The 16872-nt window shown below is 33.3% G+C and carries 13 protein-coding genes; 1 reads left to right on the forward strand and 12 read right to left on the reverse strand.

From position 1 onward, the window contains the following. Positions 1-118 precede the first annotated feature (118 nt). The 6 genes from hemN to ACFX5F_RS04055 all read right to left on the reverse strand — a co-directional run bounded on the left by hemN (position 119) and on the right by ACFX5F_RS04055 (position 9323). The gene (gene hemN, locus ACFX5F_RS04030) at positions 119-1483 is read right to left on the reverse strand and encodes an oxygen-independent coproporphyrinogen III oxidase (protein WP_379850137.1); all 1365 of its coding nucleotides are present in this window, start codon (positions 1481-1483) and stop codon (positions 119-121) included. A 145-nt stretch (positions 1484-1628) separates the two neighbouring features. Beyond that, positions 1629-3653: a DUF349 domain-containing protein gene (locus ACFX5F_RS04035; protein ID WP_379850139.1), complete on the reverse strand. Its 2025-nt coding sequence runs from the start codon at positions 3651-3653 to the stop codon at positions 1629-1631. A 345-nt stretch (positions 3654-3998) separates the two neighbouring features. Next, on the reverse strand, positions 3999-4748 hold the full coding sequence (locus ACFX5F_RS04040) for a shikimate dehydrogenase family protein (RefSeq protein WP_379850141.1): 750 nt from the start codon (positions 4746-4748) through the stop codon (positions 3999-4001). After that, complete coding sequence (locus ACFX5F_RS04045) at positions 4748-6145, reverse strand: tetratricopeptide repeat protein (protein WP_379850143.1); 1398 nt, start codon at positions 6143-6145, stop codon at positions 4748-4750. Before ACFX5F_RS04045 ends, ACFX5F_RS04040 begins: the two co-directional genes overlap by 1 nt. A 286-nt stretch (positions 6146-6431) precedes the next feature. Continuing rightward, the gene (locus ACFX5F_RS04050) at positions 6432-7622 is read right to left on the reverse strand and encodes an aspartate aminotransferase family protein (RefSeq protein ID WP_379850144.1); all 1191 of its coding nucleotides are present in this window, start codon (positions 7620-7622) and stop codon (positions 6432-6434) included. Between the two features lie 129 nt (positions 7623-7751). Beyond that, positions 7752-9323, reverse strand: a complete 1572-nt coding sequence (locus tag ACFX5F_RS04055; RefSeq protein WP_379850146.1) for an OstA-like protein — start codon at positions 9321-9323, stop codon at positions 7752-7754. Positions 9324-9665: 342 nt separating this feature from the next. On the opposite strand from ACFX5F_RS04055, the gene ACFX5F_RS04060 reads away from it, so the two are divergent. Beyond that, positions 9666-11537, forward strand: a complete 1872-nt coding sequence (locus ACFX5F_RS04060) for an alpha-amylase family protein (protein ID WP_379850148.1) — start codon at positions 9666-9668, stop codon at positions 11535-11537. Between the two features lie 97 nt (positions 11538-11634). On the opposite strand, the gene ACFX5F_RS04065 is transcribed toward ACFX5F_RS04060, so the two are convergent. The 6 genes from ACFX5F_RS04065 to ftsH form a co-directional block, all read right to left on the reverse strand. Beyond that, positions 11635-12405, reverse strand: a complete 771-nt coding sequence (locus tag ACFX5F_RS04065) for a superoxide dismutase (RefSeq protein WP_379850150.1) — start codon at positions 12403-12405, stop codon at positions 11635-11637. Positions 12406-12412: 7 nt separating this feature from the next. Then, positions 12413-12682, reverse strand: coding sequence for an acyl-CoA-binding protein (locus ACFX5F_RS04070; protein WP_379850152.1), 270 nt, complete (start codon positions 12680-12682; stop codon positions 12413-12415). After that, positions 12682-13335: a phosphatidylserine decarboxylase family protein gene (locus ACFX5F_RS04075; RefSeq protein WP_379850154.1), complete on the reverse strand. Its 654-nt coding sequence runs from the start codon at positions 13333-13335 to the stop codon at positions 12682-12684. The genes ACFX5F_RS04070 and ACFX5F_RS04075 overlap by 1 nt, the downstream gene beginning before the upstream one ends. After that, positions 13325-14215, reverse strand: a complete 891-nt coding sequence (locus ACFX5F_RS04080) for a phosphatidate cytidylyltransferase (RefSeq protein ID WP_379850156.1) — start codon at positions 14213-14215, stop codon at positions 13325-13327. The genes ACFX5F_RS04075 and ACFX5F_RS04080 overlap by 11 nt, the downstream gene beginning before the upstream one ends. Before the next feature lies 1 nt (position 14216). Beyond that, positions 14217-14819, reverse strand: a complete 603-nt coding sequence (locus ACFX5F_RS04085; RefSeq protein ID WP_379850158.1) for an LUD domain-containing protein — start codon at positions 14817-14819, stop codon at positions 14217-14219. 114 nt (positions 14820-14933) lie between these two features. Beyond that, positions 14934-16859 (reverse strand): ATP-dependent zinc metalloprotease FtsH, encoded by a 1926-nt coding sequence (gene ftsH, locus ACFX5F_RS04090; RefSeq protein WP_379850160.1) that lies wholly within the window; start codon positions 16857-16859, stop codon positions 14934-14936. Positions 16860-16872: the final 13 nt, after the last annotated feature.

Genomic DNA, 16872 nt, shown 5'->3' on the forward strand with positions numbered 1-16872 from the left:
TTGTGAAATTCGTGTTTTAATTTTCAATATCAACTTTAAAATTAGTGTAAGGCTGCTTAATCAATTTTATATGTGTCCTATTTTAAACTTGTGTACAGACATCAGACCTTAAAGTATATTAAATTGTCATAGAAAACAGTTCAGTTTCCGGAGCTTTTCGTTTTAAACGCAGATCAAATGCCATGCAAATATTCCTTACGTAGGGTTTTCCTGCATCAGTAACCTGGATTATATTGTCTTTAATGATAAGAAGTCCGTCTTTTTCCATTTCTTTTAACTGGATTAAAATTTCTGGAATCTCTTCAAAATAAGTTTCATCATTTTTCCAGGAAGTTTCAAATTGGCACATTAAATTCAGAATATGTTTTCTAATGATTAGATCTTCATCGGTTAGTAAATGTCCTCTGTAAACGGGTAGTTTTCCCCATTCTAAAATCTGATAATAATCTTCCAGATTCTTTACATTTTGAGCAAAACTAAGCCAACTGTCACTTATTGAAGAAACCCCCAAACCAATCATCAGTTTAGTTTTTGAAGAACTATATCCCATGAAATTACGGTGTAGTTTTCCATTTTGAAAGGCTTTGTATAAACTGTCAGTTTCCAATGCAAAATGATCCATTCCTATTTCATGATACCCATTTTTATACAATAATTTTTTACCTGTTTCGTAGAGCATTCTCTTTTTATCATCTTTAGGAATATCTTCATCGTTAAAGCCTCGTTGTCCATTACCTTTTATCCAGGGAACATGAGCATAACTATAAAATGCCAGTCTGTCTGGTTGTAATGATTTAGTTTTTTCAATGGTATCAATAATATCTTCTACTTCCTGAAATGGCAGTCCAAAAATAATATCATGACCAATCGAAGTATAGCCAATTTCTCTTGCCCAAAAGGTTACTTTCGCCACATTGTGAAACGGTTGTTCTCTATGAATCGCTTTTTGCACTTTCTCGGAGTAATCCTGAACACCAAAACTTACTCTTCTGAAACCTAAATCATAGAGTTTTTGTAAATGTTCATGGGTAGTATTGTTAGGGTGGCCTTCAAAACTAAATTCATAATCGGAAGCTTTAGTCGCATGACTCAAAATTCTATTAATTAAATCTTCTAAATTCTTTGGAGAAAAAAAAGTTGGTGTTCCTCCTCCCAAATGTATTTCCTTTATTGTCGGTTTTTCATTAAGAATTTTACAATAGATTGTCCATTCTTTCAAAACGGCTTCTATATATGGATTTTCTAACGTGTGATTTTTAGTAATCCGCTTGTTGCAACCACAAAAAGTACACAAGCTTTCGCAAAAGGGCAAATGAATGTAAAGGCTTATTCCTTCTGAAGTATTGCTTTCTGCAAATGATTTTTTTAAAGTTTCACTCCAAATTTCATTTGAAAAATCTGTTTCATCCCAGTATGGAACTGTTGGATAGCTAGTGTATCTAGGGCCCGGAACATTATACTTTTGAATTAGAGAATTTTTCATGGAAGCGAGATTTATCATCTACCAAAAGTAATGCTACAGCTAATTACTTAAAATGATATTTATCATATCAGTAAGATTTCTGCATAAAAAAACCTCGAAATAGAATTTAAATCGAGGTTTGTTTTTTTTTGCTTTTTATTAAACTTTATTCTTGTTTCAAATTTCTGATTTGTTTTAGTTTTTCTTTCCAAACATCTAAAGTCTCTTTGTGTAGCGCAATGTTTTTACGAACTTCTAAAACAATTGAATTTTCTTTTTTAGCATTTCTGGTATTGGTAAAAAACTGAATGTTATTTTCTAATTGAAAAATTTCATTCTTAACTTCTTCAATTTTACGCATTAAGAAAATCTTTTCATTATCTAATTTTCTGGTATCGTTACTTTCTGATAAATGGTCCATTCTATTAGAAAAACGTAACATTTCAGTGTCTTTTTTACTTAAACTCAATTTTTCAAAAAGGGCATCCAGGATTTTATTAAATTTTCCTTCTATATGTCTTCTCGGAAAAGGAACTTTTCCAAAACTTTTCCAGGTTTCAATGTGCAATTTGATTGCATCCAAATCATTTTTATGGTCACCAGTCAATTCGTATTCGCGCAACGTTTCCAAGTAGGCTTTCTTACTATTAAAAGCCTGTACTTCTTCGACATTTTCTTCGTTTTTTTGCTCTTTTAATTTTTCAAAATAGTGATTACACGCGTCTTTAAAGTCTTTCCAGATTTTATCAGAATATTTTCTAGGAACGTGTCCTATCTGTTTCCACTCCTCTTGAATTTGCTTCATGATGGGAGTTGTGGCATCAAAGTCAAGACTTTCCTGTAATTCTTTAGCTTTGGCAACGAGAGCTGTTTTTTTACTTAAATTGTCATTTTGATCTTTCTTAATGTCTTTGTAAAAAGCATTTTTGAAAGTATTGAAATTTCTGACAGCAGTTTTAAAACTATTCCAAGTTTCTTCATTTACATCAGAAGGTACTTTTCCTGCAGAGAAAAAAGCGGTACGTAATGCCTCTACTTTTTCAATTTGAGCGAGCCATTGCGAATGAGCATTTACTTTTTCAGTTGCTAAAACTTCAATTTTAGAAATAATTTCTTTTTTCTTCTCTAAGTTCTCAGCTTCGGTCCCTCTTAATTTTTCAAAAAGAACTTCGCGTTTATCGTGCATTTTTTTTGTTAGGTCGCTAAACTTGTTCCAAATTTCATCACGATGTTCTCTAGAAACCGGACCGATATCTTCTTTCCATATTCTATGCAAATCTTGTAATTCGCGAAAAGCCTTATTTACATCCGCTTCATTTACCAATTCTTCAACTCGAAGAATGATTTTTTGCTTTTGCTCTAGATTATGTTTGAAATCTAAATCGCGCGCTTCTCTGTCAAGATGTAGATAATCGTAAAAATTTTCTACATGAAAATGAAAATTATTCCAAACGTGATTATACTTATCTTTTGGAATTGATCCTGCATTTTTCCATCTTTCTCTTAAATCATTAAAATGTTTTAAGGTGTCTTTGATGTTTTCTTGTGGGTTAATTAACTCTTTTAATTCCTCAACAATTGCTAAACGATTTTCTAAATTAGTTTTTAGATTCGTTTGTAAACTTTTGAAATGAGTATTTTTTGCATCTCTAAAGATAGAGTAGTATTTATCAAAATTACTTTTTAGTGGAGAGTGATATTGAAATTCTTCATTTGGATCCTGATTTTCGGCAAGAAACTCTTCTTTTTTCTCTTCTAATAGATGGTTGTATTTTGCTAAGAATGATTTTTTAATTTCTTCAATATGCTCTTTAGCAGACAGCACTTTTTCATTGCTTACCAGATTTTTCAATTCATCTACCAGAGATTCTAAAGTGAGTGTATCATAATCTTGCATAGGAATGTCATGACGGTCTTTAAGAGTCTCGTCCTCACTTTCTTCTGCGTTTGTATCAGCAATGGCGTTTAGTGCCGTTTGGTTATCACTTTCTGAAGCAGCATCAGCGGTCGGTAATTCTTCGGCCGAAGGAATTACAACATTATCTTCTGCGGGCACATCAATTGGTTCAGCTAAGGGTTTCGTCTCCAATACTTCTGTTTCGGATTGATTTGATTCAGCTGAATCTTGTGCTAATTTTCCATCTGTCTCATTTTCTTTATGGGACAGGTTATCATTCATTTCTTCTAACATTTTTTCAATGTATAAGGTTTTTATTTTTTTTTCGATTGCGAAAGATAGTGAAAGCAGTACTAATTTACAAAATAAATCCTTTGATTACCAATTAATTTTGTCGAAAATCATTGATTTAAATTCGTTATGAATTATTTGAAATGAGAATTTAGAATGCAATTTTTATAATTTTTTAACAAAGCAGTTTTTTATCAGAAGGAAGAAAAGTAGCTTAATTAAATTGCTATTGATTTTATTTAAATGAAAAAAACTACAACTTTTCTTGGTTGTAGTTTTTGAGCATGGTTTATTATTTGTCAGTTCTAAAATTCGATATCAAGATGAATTGACTAATGAGTTTTAATTTTATTTATTCCAAATTGCCCAAGCTTTTTCTGCTTGAAAAATTAGCATGTCCAAACCATTTTTTATTTGTGCTCCGTGGGCTTTCGCTTTTTTAAGAAATTGAGTTTCTTCCGGATTGTAAATCAAGTCAAAAGCAATATGTTTCTCCGTAAAATATTCATATGGAATTGATGGCGAAGCATCAATATTAGGACTTGTCCCTACAGGCGTCGAATTGATAATTATTTGGTAATTATCAAATGTAGTGGCATTAATTCTATTATAGTCAATTACATTTTCCTTTGCTTCTCTTGATACAAAAGTGTAAAATATACCCAATTCATCTAATGCATATGCCACCCCTTTTGAAGCGCCTCCTGTTCCTAAAATCAAGGCTTTTTTATGAAATGGTTGCAACAAGGGCTCTAATGATTTTTTGAAACCATAATAATCGGTATTGTAGCCTTTTAGTTTTCCTTTTTTGGTAATTTTTATCGTATTTACTGCGCCAATTACTGCTGCTTTTTTTGAAAGTTTATGCAAAAAAGGAATGACTGTTTCTTTATATGGAATAGTAACATTTAGACCTTTTAAGTTGGGCGTGTTTTTTATTATTTCAGGGAATACAGTTATTTCCGGAATATCAAAATTCTCGTACGTACAACCTTCAAAGTTTTCGCTATTGAATTTATCTGTAAAATATCCTTTCGAAAAGGAATAGTGAATATTTCTTCCCAGTAAACCAAAACGTTTTCTTACTACTTCAATCATTACAATTTTTTATGTTTTGCGATATAATTTTGTACCATTTTTTTGGTCCAGACCACTGGAAATAAATCTTCAATAATAATATAATTATCAAAGTTTAATCTCATGGCGTTACTCAAATGAAATTTCGCTTTGGTGTTGTCCTGAATCATAAAGTAAAGTCCAGCCAAACGATATTCGATTTCATTTTCTTCCGGGAAATATTCTGAAGCTTGTAATAAGGTTTGTATTGCACTTTCAAATTCACCTAAAAACTGAAGAATGTCAACCCAGAACAACCAAGTGTCTAGTTGATAATCACCAAATTCTACTGCTTTTCTATAACCAAATTCGGCTTCCTCATAGAAATTCAACTGTTTGTTGATAGAAGCAAAACGCTTCCAGTACAATCTATTTTGATTGTCAATAGCTAATGCTTTGTTGACATAAAAAAGTGCTTTCTGATAGTTTTTTTGGCGAACATAGAAATCAGTAATGGCAATCCAACCTTTGTCTAAAAGTGGATCTTCATGAACTGTTTTGTTGAAATATTTCAATGCTAAAGCTTTGTTACCTAATTTTTCGTGACATTTTCCTATTCGGAGTAAAGCATAGGAAGTGGCATCGTCTAATTCGATAGTTCTTTCATAACTTTCGATCGCTTCGGCATATTTTTTTAATCGTTCGTGTGCTTTAGCTTTTTCCATGAATGCACCAAGGAATTCGTCATCGATTAAGGTGGCGTAATCAAAAGCACGGATTGCATTTTCGTACTCTTTTACCCCATAATGTAAACGGCCCAGCTGATGCCAAGCGATTTCGCTATATGGATTTTTATCAATATATTTATTCAAATATGTAATCGCTTCTTGATTTTGATCTAAAAATTCGAAACAGTACACTACGTTATACAATGCAGATTGGTCTTCAAAATCCTCCTCAAGGCATTTAATAAAGCTTTCTTTGGCCAATTCGAGATTGTCCATAAAAAGGTATTCCATGCCTATTAAGTTATAGACATCGGCGTAATCATCCGTGAATTTTAAAGCAATTTTTAATTGTTCAACTGCTTTTTCGTGTTGGTCTCTTTTAGAACAAATATTTGCTTTTTGAATATAAATTTCTTCATTGGTCGGTTCGATGGCATACAACTCATTCAATAGCTTTTCGGCTATTTCAAGTTTGTCATCGTAGACTAACATTTCCACTTGAACTAATTTTAGTCCTGTAGATTTCGGATGCTGATCCAATGCTAGTTTAAGTGCTTTTTTTGCCAAAGCGGCCTTACCCATATCGATATAATGAAGAATAATTTCTTCAAATTCTTCGGAGTCAAAAAAGAGAACTTTGTTGGTTTTCAACATGGACTCAAATTTGGACAGGGATAAGTTATAGTCTTCTTCTTCGTTGCTTAATTGCATACTGTGTGTTTTTAATTTGGCCTAAATAAATTTAGGTAATCGTACTTGTAATGTGAGGGAAAGTTAGAATTGTTGTGAACAATTTAATTAACAAAAATAGCTTTGGTTTAAACTGATGCCATAGCCCTGATAGTAGTGTAAATCCTTTCCTGACCTGAACTTGTTTTCAGGTTCCCGAAACTCGTTCAGGGCAGGAAAGATTACTTCACGATACTCTTATTTTTATTGGAGTTCAGTGAATTTCATTTGCAACGGATAGCAGGAATAGCTCCCAATTGCTATATTTTTAAATATTCTTGTTCAAAATTTCATTCATTACTTCAAGGATGATGCCGCAACCTTCACGTATTTCTTCTTCAGAAATGGTTAGAGGAGGTGTAATTCTTATGGCACATTCTTCAAACAGTAACCAGAATAAAATGAGTCCTTTGTCTTGACATTTGAGAATCACTTCATTTGTTACATCGGCACTTTTTGTCATCGTAGCCAACATTAATCCTTTTCCTCGTATATCTACTATCAAAGGATGTACCAAAAGTGATCGGAATAGGTTTTCTTTCTCCAGCGCTTCGGCCATTAGGTTGGTCTCAGTAATTTCCTGCAAAGTCGCCAAACATGCTGACGCAATGACAGGATGACCACCAAAAGTCGTGATATGTCCCAGTTTTGGGTCATGACTCAATAAATCCATCATTGCTGATGAGGCAGTAAAAGCGCCTACAGGCATTCCGCCGCCCATTCCTTTTCCCATAACCACAATATCTGGTACGACATCATAATTTTGGAATCCAAAGAGTTTTCCTGTTCTTCCGAAACCCGGTTGAATTTCGTCTAGAATCATCATCGCACCTACTTCGGTACAACGTTGACGCACTTTTTTAAGGAAATCATTGTGTGGCTGAATAAATCCCGCTCCACCTTGGATAGTTTCGAGAATTATTCCTGCCGTTTTTGTCGTTATTTTTTGTAAATCTTCTTCGTTATTAAAGGTAATAAAATCGACATCAGGAATTAATGGGCGAAAAATTCGTTTACGTTCTTCAAATCCCATTACACTCATGGAGCCCATGGTGTTCCCGTGATACGCATTATGACAAGAAATCAACTGGCTTCTTCCAGTGGTTCTTCTGGCGAGTTTTAAGGCGCCTTCAATAGCTTCAGTTCCTGAATTCACCAAATAGGTTTTATCTAAAGGTGCGGGCAGGAGTGAGGCCAATAATTTGCAATATTGGACTGCCGGACTTTGGGAATATTCGCCATAGACCATTACATGCGAATATCTGTCGAGCTGATCTTTAATCGCTTGATTGACTCTTGGGTGTTGATGTCCCAGCGCACAAGCGGAGACTCCGGCCACAAAATCTAAGTATTTTTTATTGTTGGAATCGTAAATATAAGAACCTACAGCATGCGAAACTTCCATACCCAATGGATAAGGGGATGTTTGTGCTTGGTATTTTAAGAAATCGGTATTCACGTTTTATGTTTTTAACCGCAAAGTTCACGAAGTTTTTCGCAAAGTTTACGAAGTTTTTAAAGGTATTTTTTCAATCTACAATGTGTTATCATTGACTTGAGACTGAAAACTGCAACTGATGATTGAACACTATTTCTTGCCTTTCTTTTTATCGTAGTTCAAAGTTTCTTTTCGGATTTTCATAGGAACATTTGCTTTAGCATCCTCCACTTTTCCTTGTTTGACTAATTTATCATTTAGTTCATTTTCCTCTGGTGGAAATATATCATCTTTTGTTTTAATCCTTTCATCACCACGCCAGACTAATCCTCTTAACTTTTTGTCATTTTCTGGAAAATCTTTTTCAGGATAAATGTCTCCATCCACCTTTTTGAAAAAAGTAATGCTTTCAATGGCATTTTTTTCTAAAATAAGATTGATTTTACTGCTCTTATTTTTATTGATGCCAATGAGTTCCTTGGCGTCATTGCGCATATAATAAATGACCTCAGTATTTTTTACAATATCAACATCATGGAGTTTTCCTTCTTCGAATTTTCCATAAAGATTTTGCCCTTTTACCTGGTTATAGCCTGTTCCCAATGTGTCTTTGGAGACCAGAAAGGTATTATTGAGCACTTTAAGAGAATCAAGTTTTTGGGTCGTATTATTTCCAATAAGATGCATTACATCGCCTGTAATTTGGCTTTCTCCATTCCAAAGTATTGGGTTTCCTATCATTTTTGTCAGGGCTGTTTTGGAGCTTGAATGTATCGAATCACATTTACCACTCATATCCGTTTTATAAAAGCGTACATTATTAAAAGCACGAATGATTCGATTGCCTTCTTTGCCGGTCACCATCAATTTTTTTCCATGAATATAAACGGAGTCATTTTCGACGAAGTTTATTGCCACCGCTCTTTTCGTTACAAAAACAGAATCCTTTTTTTTATATAATTCGGCGTAATGCCCTTTAATAATTCCCCGATTAATGGAATCTGTTATTTTTACATTCCGTGTTGCCGACGCAAATTCCCTGTTTCGGTCATAATACAAACTGTCTCCCCTAATTATTCTATCGTCGTACTTAATATAGGATTTTTTAACAAAATGCGCCAGGTTTTTCTTGGTGTCATAAAAGCCTTTTTCAGTATAAATATAATTAGCTTTACTAGTAATCGTTGATGGTCCAAATAGATAGGAGTGACCCGAATTACTGTAATAATCTAAATGATTGGATTTTATCACATACGTTGGATTGGTGATAGTAACTGCCGTTAGAAATTGAAATTTCTTTTGGTTAACATAATATTTTCCTGAATTGCTCTGTAAAATATTGTCTTTATTGGTTATAGTTCCAGGAGTATCGTAAAATACTTCTTGAGTGTTTCGATCAAAATTGATGATTTCCGTGGTCAAAGTTGCATCAGGTGAACTCATAACGGCATTACCGGAAGCATATGCTTTTTTTACATTACCATTATATTCAGCATATTTACTGTTCAAAAATAAAGTATCGCCTTGCACCATTTGTACATTTCCGAAAGCTTTGATATAGTTTTCTTTTTGAAAGTAGTATGCTTTGTTGCAAGTAAGAACCACGCCATCATGATTAACACGAACATTTCCAATAAGTAGTAAGGCATCAGGAATTTCTACTTGATTTATATCGGCAAAATCAGAGTTTTCTACAATAATTTTTTTCGGGGCTTGTGCCAAAATAAAATTTGTACCAAGCAGTATTAAACAACAACGAAATAGGAATTTCTTCAATGGATTTATTTTTTGTCAAATTTATGAAAAAGGTTACAATCCTAATCGATATTAGGATTTATTTATAATACTTGAAAAACGCTGAAAAAACGAGGCAATTTCGTTTTTAAAGTTATCAACAATTAAAGCTACTCTTTCGTTGTAGTAGTTCTTTTGAAACGTGTATTCGTTTAAATTTATAGCGATCGTCTCTTCTTTCTCTAAATTATATTAAATTTAAAAACTGAATAAATAAATATCCGTATTTATCTAAAAAAAATGAATTGAAACCAGCATAAATAATTTTATATGATAAAAAAGACAATTATAGTTGCAGGGATTAGCGTAGTGCTTTTGGCAACTGCTTGCAAAACAAAAGATTTAAAAATGAATGCAGAAAAGAAAGAGGTAGTCGATAACAAGAAAATTGTAGTATATCAAGTTTTTACCCGATTATTCGGAAATAAAAATACAACCAATAAACCTTGGGGAACCCTTGAAGAAAATGGAGTTGGGAAGTTCGTTGATTTTACGGATAAAGCGCTACATGAAATAAAGGATTTAGGCGTTACTTATATTTGGTATACCGGAGTTCCACATCATGCTTTGATTCGGGATTATACGGCGATAGGAATTTCTAACGATGATCCGGAAGTAGTAAAAGGAAGAGCTGGTTCTCCTTACGCCGTAAAAGATTATTACAATGTAAACCCTGATTTAGCGGTCAATCCGGCTAATCGTTTGCAAGAATTTGAGGCATTAATTGCCAGAAGCCATAAAGCGGGATTAAAAGTGATTATTGATATTGTTCCCAATCATATTGCACGCAAATACGAAGGGAAGAATAATCCGGCTGGAGTTAAAGATTTTGGTGCTGATGATGCTGTTTCTGTTGAATATAAAAGAGACAATAATTTCTATTATATTCCCAATACTCGTTTTGAAATCCCAAAGACGGAAAAGCCTTTAAATGGTGAAAAGAATCCTCTGGTGGATGGAAAATTCGAAGAATACCCAGCAAAATGGACGGGAAATGGTTCTCGAATGGCAAAACCTGATAAAAATGACTGGTACGAAACCGTAAAAGTAAATTACGGAATTCGTCCGGATGGTTCTAAAGATTTTCCAGAGCTTCCCGCTGGTTTTGATGCCAAGTCCTATCAAGAACATTATAATTTTTGGAAAGGAAAAGACGTTCCTGATTCTTGGAAAAAATTTCGTTCGATTGCTTTGTACTGGGCCGCAAAAGGAGTAGATGGTTTTAGATATGATATGGCGGAAATGGTTCCTTATGAATTTTGGAGTTATATGAATTCTGCTGTAAAAATGGCTAATCCAAATGCTTTTTTATTAGCTGAAGTTTACAATCCTAAGGAATATAGAAATTACATTCATCTTGGGAAAATGGATTATCTATATGACAAAGTAGAAACTTATGATAAATTAAAAGATGTTATTAGAGGAAAATCATTACCTGATGGACTTTCTGATATCCAAAAAGGGATGCAAGATATCGAACATCATATGTTGCATTTTCTGGATAACCATGATGAGCAACGTTTAGCAAGCCCGGAATTTGCAGGGACACCGCAAAAAGGAAAGCCATTGATGGTCGTTTCAACTGCTATAAGCACTTCGCCAACCATGGTTTATTTTGGACAAGAAGTAGGAGAGGCGGGTAACGAAAATGCTGGTTTCGGGACACATTCAAGAACTTCGATTTTTGATTATGTTGGAGTGCCCAATCATCAACGTTGGATGAACGGAGGAAAATTTGACGGAGGTCAACTGACACAAGATGAAAAAGAGTTGCGTGATTTTTATAAACGATTGCTTAATTTTTCAATTAATAGTTCGGCTTTAATGGGGAAATATCAAGAAATTCAAACCTTAAATCGTCAAAATGCAAAAGATTATGATCCTGGAATTTATTCCTTCACACGTTGGTCTGACACTCAAAAATTGATTGTGGTTGCAAATTTTTCTTGGCTTGCTACCAGTAATTTCGAACTAATAATTCCTTCAGATGTTATCCAAAAGTGGAATTTGAAAGACGGAAATTATAAATTAACAGATCAATTGTATAAAAACAGTTATATAAAGTTACAGGTTATGAATGGAGAAGGCAAAGCGCAAATTACAATCGCTCCATCTGAATCATTTATTTATCAGTTGGAATAACTCAACTGTAATACGTTTTTTAATTCTTAATTTCTATAAAATAAATGCTGCTACATATTTCGTAGCAGCATTTATTTTATCTTAAAAACCGAAATGACTATTTCTTTATAGCAGCATCATAATTTTCGGAAACTTTGTTCCAATTGATTACATTGAAAAAAGCATCTACATAATTTTTTCTTTTGTATTGGTAATCTAAATAATAAGCATGTTCCCAAATATCTAAGGCTAGGATTGGTTTTCCTTGAATTAATGCATTCACCATTAACGGATTGTCTTGATTTTGAGTGCTCGTAATTTGTAATTCACCTGCTCTGTCAACCACTAGCCATACCCAGCCAGAACCAAAAAGTTTAACGGATTCGTTTTTGAATAATGACGTAAAATCTTCAAATGATCCAAATTTTTTAATGATTGCGTCTGCTAAAACATCTTTAGGTTGTCCACCAGCTTTTGGAGCCATACATTGCCAGTATAAGGAATGATTGTAATAACCCCCTGCATTGTTTCGGATGCTAGCATCATTCAAGTCTAATTTAGCTAACACTTCTTCAATCGTTAGGTTTTCTAATGGTGTTCCTGCTAGCGCCCTATTTAAATTATTCGTATATGTCAAGTAATGTTTAGAATAATGCATTTCTATAGTAGCAGCCGAAATATTTGGGGCTAATGCATCGTATGAATAAGGTAGTTTTTCCAACTGAAAAGAACCTTCGTTAGCTTTGACATCTTCAGGAAGTCCCATCGCTAGTTTTTCTTGAACTGTAGGAAGCGGAACGTCTACAACTTCAGTTAATTTTTTATTATTACAGGAAAGTAATAATGAAACTAACAGTAAGTTAGATAGTAAAAAAATATTTTTTTTCATTTGGAATTTACTTTTTCAAAAGAGAGTTGATAATTTCTATATACTGTTCCTTGGCTTCATCAGAACTAAGATGGCTAATTTGCATCCATGCATTTGTTTTGAAAGCATCTCTCAGATGGTAGTTCGACGCTTGTTTTAAATCCAAAATTCCTAGAGTAGCCTGTTTATAAAAAGCATAAAGTCTCAGTTGAACATCTTGCGGTAAAGATGCCTGAGTCATGTCAGATGCGATTTCCACCGCTTCTTGAAATCGTATATCTAAATCTTTTTCGATCATTATCCTTTTGTAGCAATAATTGTTTTTCCGCCAATGGCTTTTTGATTAAGTACTACATTGACAGGAGTCCCAAGAGGTAAAAATATATCTACTCTTGAACCAAATTTAATGAAACCAGCATCAGTTCCCTGAATAACCTGCATTCCTTCTTCGGCGTAATTTACAATTCTTCGCGCTAAAGCACCAGCAATCTGGCGGTATAAAATTGCACCAAATTTATTGTTCTCAATGACTACTGTAGTTCGTTCGTTTTCTTCACTTGCTTTTGGATGCCACGCCACTAAAAATTTTCCAGGATGATATTTACTGAATTTTACAATTCCGCTAAGAGCATAACGAGTTACATGTACATTTATTGGTGACATGAATATAGATATTTGCAGACGTTTGTCTTTAAAATATTCTCCTTCAAATACTTCTTCAATAACAACTACTTTGCCATCAACAGGAGCAAGGATTTGATTGTCGTTAAGTATTACTGTCCTTTTTGGATTTCTGAAAAATTGCAAAATGATAATTAGCACTAAGAGTGCACTTATTTGAATTAACATTTTAATCCAGTTAGTATCAATAAATTTATCAGACAATAAAAGTACTGTAGTACTGAAAATAATGCCTAGCAATATAGACGGGGTTCCTTCTTTATGAAACATAGTTTAAGATTTGGTAAAATAAAAATATAATTGGTGCTACAAATATAACACTATCTAATCGATCTAAAATGCCACCATGACCTGGCATTATATTTCCGCTGTCTTTTACACCGGCAATACGTTTGAATTTTGACTCTATTAAGTCTCCTATTGTACCTACAATCCCAACAATTACAGCAATTGAGGTCCAAATTAATATAGATCTTTCGCTAAACTGCGGATTAGCTCTGATATAGTATTTTGAGATAAGGTAACCTGCTAAAACTGCAAAAATAATTCCTCCTAAAAATCCTTCAACTGTTTTTTTAGGGGATATTTTCTCTAATAATTTAGTTCGACCTATAGATTTCCCTACAATATAAGCAAAGGTATCGTTCGTCCATATTAAAATGAATAATCCAATTATAATTTTAGGATTGTAGTCATTTATTCCAAAAGAAATTTTAGTAATGAATACAAACGGTAGTATAATGTACCCTAATAAATATAAGTATTTTGACGAAGTGCTTATTTTTTGAATGTTATCATAAAATAAGAAAAGGATACATTTTATGGATACAACCAAAGCTACAACTAATAGAACGATGTCTAACTGTTGTATGTTAACTGAAATTTCTAAATCAGTATTGAATAGTTGATTGATAGTATCTGCAGTGATTTTATTGTAATGACTTACTAAAGTTACTGCGCTGTATAAAACTGTTCCGAGCAGAATTGGAAATACTTTGTTTATCTGAACTAAATTGCAAAATTCATAAACAGCTATAATTAGGAAAGCTCCAAATAATATGAAAAAGCTTTCAGTAGAATATAATATAGAGGATATTAATAATATTATGTATACAGCACCAGATATAGCTCTCTTGAGTGTTTCATTCATCTTACTGGTCTTCTAAAAGCAATAAATAAAGATTTTTAGCCGAACTTCCGTATTGTGTAAAATCTTCCTCTTTTGCTTTTTCGAAATATTTTATTGTAGTAATGTTGGTAGGGTAGTCTCTCTCGTATTTCTTTTTAATAGCACTAAGTCCATCGCTTTTTGTAGCAAGAATTTGGCTTGTAGTAGCTAAAATTATAATATTTGCAGGTAATTCGTTTGGTTTGTGTTGCTTTATTTGTTTCGAAGAAAATAAAATAGAACCTTCTTCAGCAATTAAATTTTCACAACTTGCAAGTAAAAATTTAGGATCTGCTGCTTTATCGTAAGTAAGTTTATTGTCATCAAGAATCTTGAAAAGAGTGGGGTCGTAACACATTGCTGCACTTTCAAACCAGTCATTTTCTTCGAGTATATTTTCAAAATGTTCGCTTACTTCTTCTGAATTTTCACAGTATAAAAATTTACCACCATTTTTTTTAAAATTATAGATAAATTTTTCATCTACAGAGGTAGCATTGTCAGTAAAGGATTTACTAAATTCACTCTCCTTATCTTCGTCAGAGGCTGGATTAATAGAACCAAAAAATTTTCTAAAAAGACTCATATACTTTTAAACTACTTAATTTATTGTTTGAAAACGTCCAAAGATAAAAAAATCTTAATTCAAAAGAGGTTTTTGAATTAAGATTTTAAAAATAATTAAATTATAGGTGTTTTTCTAAGAGACTACTTCTTCAAGATTTTTATCAAAAGTTCTTTTTCCAAAAATGGCTTCTAAATCATCTTTGAAAATAACTTCTTTTTCAATTAGAATATTGGCCAGCTGATTTAGCTTATCTTTATTCGCTTCTAAGATTTCAATAGCTCTTTGGTATTGGCTTTCAATAAGTAATGAAATTTCTTCATCAATAATTCTAGCCGTTTCTTCAGAATATGGTTTTGAGAAACTGTACTCACTTTGTCCGGTCGAATCATAATAGGTAACATTACCAATTTTTTCATTCAAACCATATATTGTAACCATTGCTCGTGCTTGCTTTGTTACTTTCTCTAAATCGCTTAATGCTCCGGTTGAAATTCTGTTGAAAGTTACTTTTTCAGCAGCTCTTCCACCCATTGTTGCACACATTTCGTCTAGCATTTGATCAGGACGAACGATTAAACGTTCTTCCGGTAAGTACCAAGCTGCTCCAAGACTTTGTCCTCTAGGAACAATAGTTACTTTAATTAACGGTGCAGCGTGTTCTAACATCCAGCTTACGGTTGCGTGACCAGCTTCGTGAATCGCAATTGCTTTCTTTTCTTCTGGAGTTACAATTTTATTTTTCTTTTCAAGACCACCAACAATTCTGTCAACAGCATCTAAGAAATCTTGCTTGTCTACGGCTGTTTTATTATTTCTTGCAGCAATTAAGGCCGCTTCATTACATACATTTGCAATATCAGCACCAGAAAAACCAGGAGTTTGTTTTGCTAAAAAGTCGGTGTCAAGTCCTTCAATTTTTTTCAAAGGGGCTAAGTGAACTTTGAAAATTTCAGCACGTTCGCGAATATCTGGTAAATCTACAAATATCTGTCTGTCAAATCTTCCTGCACGCATCAGGGCTTTGTCAAGAACATCGGCTCTGTTTGTTGCAGCCAAAACAATTACATTAGAATTGGTACCAAAACCATCCATTTCTGTAAGCAATTGGTTTAATGTATTCTCACGTTCGTCATTTCCGCCTGACATATTACTTTTTCCACGAGCTCGACCTACAGCATCAATTTCATCAATAAAAATGATAGCAGGAGATTTTTCTTTTGCTTGTTTAAATAAGTCACGTACACGGGATGCTCCTACACCTACAAACATTTCAACAAAATCAGAACCAGATAAAGAGAAAAATGGTACTTGTGCTTCACCCGCAACTGCTTTAGCCAATAGTGTTTTTCCAGTTCCAGGAGGCCCTACTAATAAAGCACCTTTTGGAATTTTTCCTCCAAGGTTTGTGTATTTTTCAGGATTTTTAAGAAATTCTACAATTTCTTGTATCTCTTCTTTTGCTCCTTCAAGTCCGGCAACATCTTTAAATGTTGTTTTAATATCTGTTTTTTCGTCAAAAAGCTTAGCTTTCGATTTTCCAATATTAAAAATCTGTCCGCCGCCACCGCCACCGCCGCCTGACATTTTTCTCATGATGAAAATCCAAACACCAATAATGATAATAATTGGTAACAAGCTGATAAGAATGTCAGTCCAGTTGTTTTTTGGAAGGAAATTAAAGTCTTTTAATTTTCCTTCAGCAACTGCTTTTTCAAGCTTAGTTTGAAATATTTGATCATTTCCAATATCAAAAGAGTAATGAGGACCTTTATTAGGCCTGTCAAAAACATCTTTGGCTACTTTTTTATGCACAGCATCTTTTAAAGCTACTGCGTTTAGATATACCTCGGCCTCTGTTTTGTTGTAAACGATAACTTTTTCAATTTGTCCTTTTTCTAAATAGGTGTTAAATTTAGAAGAGGTCAATTGTGCGGGTTCCTGTAAGCTAGATCCCCCGGTTATAAAACTTATAAACAGAAAAATTAATAATATTGCAGTGTAAATTAACCAAGGACTTACTTTAAATTTATTCGAATTTGGATTATTATCTTTAGCCATTATAAGTTATTTC

Source organism: Flavobacterium zhoui (assembly GCF_042787235.1).
Classification (GTDB): Bacteria; Bacteroidota; Bacteroidia; order Flavobacteriales; family Flavobacteriaceae; genus Flavobacterium; species Flavobacterium zhoui.